We start from the raw sequence: 3,364 nt of genomic DNA, 5'->3' as shown, positions 1-3,364 counted from the left end.
GTTCACCGATTCCTAGCAATCGCCGAGTGGAAAGCTGTGGCCGGAACCGTGGTCTGAATTCAAACAGCAAGGCAGAACGTCTCCCGCGACCAAGGCGCAAGTTAACGTGACATCGCCGCAGTTGGACATCCAAACGCTACACCGAGTGCGCTCGCGCCTTGTGGCCGAACGAACCAACCTTATCAATCAGCTTCGTGCGATCCTACTGGAGCGCGGGGTGATCTTCCAGGCCGGCCGGCGAAAGCTCGAGCTTGGCGTGGATGAGATGCTTGCCAAAGGCATTGAGGTATTGTCACCGCGCATTCGTCAGTTGGTTGGTGAACTGCGTGCCGAATGGAAAGAAATCGACGCGAAGATCGGAATACTGAACGGCGAGTTTGTCAAACTGGCGCGGAATGATGCCGCCACCCGCAGATTGACCTCTATCCCTGGCGTTGGCGTGCTCAATTGTCGATTTATGTTTGAAAATGGGACTCACACATTGAGCGTTTTCAACGGTTTGCGAGAGACTGAAGTGTAACGCCTTACGCTTCAAACGAGACTCCGGCGAGCATTTGTTACACTCAAATTGAGATTGATCGACCGGTCGATCGACTGTAGTGTCGGTTATGACCTCATCCTCGGATTTCCCCGATCAAGATGACAGCCCGGAAGAGTTCCTTCGATATCTTCTTCGCCGTACAGGCGGGCTAGTGACCGCTGAGGTTGTCGCAACTGCACGCGAAAGACTTGGCATCCCGCGATCGACGCTGTTCCGGCTGGCTGCACGGTTCAGAAGGACGCAACGCGCATCAAGTTTGCGACCCATGAAACGTGGTACGCACGAAGGCGCGGTCAGGCTCGACCCAAGAACCGAGCGCGTCATTGCCGAGCAAGTGGATAGCTTCTGGCTCAAGAAGGAGAAGCCAAACGTTGCTGCACTGATGCGGCGTATCCGGGAAGTCTGCCTCACCGAAGGTTTGTCCCCGCCTCACCGCAGCACCGTCCAGCGGAGGGTATCGGAACTGATACCGATTTCAGCGGCCCGCAAACGCGGGGAGCGCGAGATTGAGGCCGCATCCACGCCAAGCCCCGGTCGATTCTCTGTCGCCAAACCCAATGCCCTTTGGCAGATCGATCATACAATCGTCGATGTCATTGTTGTCGACGAACAGTTTCGAAGACCCATCGGTCGACCAGTTCTGACGATTGCCATCGACGTCTGCACGAGAATGGTCGCGGGTTTCCATCTATCATTGGAGGCACCATCAAGTACGTCTGTTGGACTCTGCCTCCTGCACGCGGTGTACGACAAGACTGCCTGGCTGGATGAGCGTGAAATTGACATCCCCTGGCCTGTTGCTGGATTGCCCGAGGTTTTGCACTGCGACAATGGCGCGGATTTCAGGTCACGGGCGTTGTCCGATGCCTGCAGAGAGTATGGGATGAAACTCCAGTTCAGACCGCCGGCAACACCGCGCTTTGGGGGGCATATCGAGCGGCTGATCGGCACAATGATGGGGGCAGTGCATCTGCTGCCTGGCACAACGTTCAGCAATGTGAAGATCAGAGGCGGCTACGATTCCGAGGGCCGCGCCAACCTTACATTGCGAGAGTTGGAGAAATGGATCGCCCTGGAGATCACAGGCAAATACCATCAGCGCATCCACTCATCACTGTTGCGGCCTCCCCTTTCCGTCTGGCGCGAGCGGCAAGGTGAAGTCGACTTCAACCTGCCTTCTGATCGAATGGCATTCTGGACCAGTTTCCTGCCAGGCGATCGACGTCGCTTGCTGAAGGACGGCATTCATCTGGAAAAAATCCGGTACTGGTCCGACGCCCTATCACGTGATGTCGGTCGCGGCACCGAACTCGAGATCAAATATGACCCACGCGACCTTTCCCGAATATTCGTTCGCCAATCAGATGGTCGGTTTATCGAAGCACGGTACCGCAATCTCGCATTCCCGCCTGTCTCCTGGTGGGAATGGAAGCATGCCAAGAAGATGCTTCGAGACCAGGGACGGCTTGAATTGCAGGAAGGCGTTATCTTTGCAGCCATCGCGCAGCAGAGGCAGATCGAAGATATCGCCGCATCCTCAAGCGCAAGAGCGCGCCGTAGTATTAAGCGCAGACCTATTGAACCGGGACACGAGGAACACAGTCCCGTTACGGCAATCGATATGGCAAAACCAATCCATTCAGACGACGACACGGAATTCTGGGATCAATGATTGAACTCCCACATCTGGCGCCCGGCGCTGCCGCACTGGCAAATGGGCCCAACCATACAAGGATACGTGCCATTCGATCCGATCGCTGGGTAGGCTTTGATCGCGCTCGCCGGGTGTTACGCCATCTTGATGCGTTGTGCGACCATCCGCCAACAACACGTCCACCCGGTCTCGCAATCTATGGTCATAGCGGCATGGGCAAAACAATGCTCGTGGAGAAGTTCAAGCGGGATCACCCGCCGACGATCAACCCCAGCACCGGCGTGGAGAGGATGCCGGTGCTGGCGATTACGTTGACGTCGCGCCCAACAGAGCGCCGGATATACGGGCAACTGCTCATGGCCATGGGGGCCAGCATAAACGAACGTCTGACCCTCATGGAACTTGAGATCCGGACCGTTCTCCTGCTGAAAAGCAACAATGTCCGTGTTCTGGTGTTTGACGAGGTTCATAACCTCCTCGCCGGCACCCCGAGAGAACAGCGCGTGATCCTCCAGCTTTTGCGATACCTGAGCAACGAGATCAAAGCGTCACTTGTCTGCCTTGGTGTGTCGGAAGCGCGTGATGCGATTGCCGGCGACACCCAACTGGCCCGGCGTCTTGATCAGTTTGTTCTGCCGAGATGGAAGGCAGATGAGGAATTCCAGGAACTTGTAACGGCGATCCTGCGCAGCCTGCCACTCAGGCAGCCATCGGCTTTGTCAAGCCAAAGCCTACGACACCTTTCTCGCCTCGGTGACGGCATCACAGCTCGCGTATTCGGGATACTCAACGAGCTCGCAATCGAGGCGATCCAGAATGGTATCGAGCGTATCACCGACGACAGCATTGAATCGTGGAGGCCAGCCTTGGAGAAGGAAGCGGCATTCGCGTAGCCGTCCAGACGTTACACTCCATTTGAGACTCACTCGTGCTGAGTCTCAGTTGGAGTGTAAGCTTATTGCGGAAAACGCCCGAGTCCCAGATTGAAGTGTAAATCGACACTGTATCCGCTGGTCGAGGTCCCGGACCTTTTGAGGGAAGTGCATGAGTGGTGTGATTTTTCGTGGAATGAGGACCCTGTTTGAGGGGTGATTTTCGTCCAAACGGGACCCCTTAACGTGGGGTCATCAAAATGCCTCCGGTTTCATCGGAGGCATTTGCGTTTTGGA

At 56.0% G+C, this 3,364-nt stretch carries 2 protein-coding genes and 1 pseudogene; all 3 read left to right on the top strand.

The genetic code is table 11. The features are described 5' to 3' along the window. Positions 1-118: 118 nt before the first annotated feature. A pseudogene (locus EET67_RS26750) lies at positions 119-448 on the top strand (IS110 family transposase); the annotation flags it as partial. A 358-nt stretch (positions 449-806) separates the two neighbouring features. Then, positions 807-2,213: a Mu transposase C-terminal domain-containing protein gene (locus EET67_RS25205; protein ID WP_165900047.1), complete on the top strand. Its 1,407-nt coding sequence runs from the start codon at positions 807-809 to the stop codon at positions 2,211-2,213. Beyond that, positions 2,210-3,088 (top strand): TniB family NTP-binding protein, encoded by an 879-nt coding sequence (locus EET67_RS25200; protein ID WP_128628899.1) that lies wholly within the window; start codon positions 2,210-2,212, stop codon positions 3,086-3,088. The genes EET67_RS25205 and EET67_RS25200 overlap by 4 nt, the downstream gene beginning before the upstream one ends. Positions 3,089-3,364: the final 276 nt, after the last annotated feature.

This window comes from Borborobacter arsenicus, assembly GCF_003934165.1.
GTDB lineage: Bacteria > Pseudomonadota > Alphaproteobacteria > Rhizobiales > Rhizobiaceae > Pseudaminobacter > Pseudaminobacter arsenicus.
This window is presented reverse-complemented; position numbering and strand designations above follow the sequence as displayed.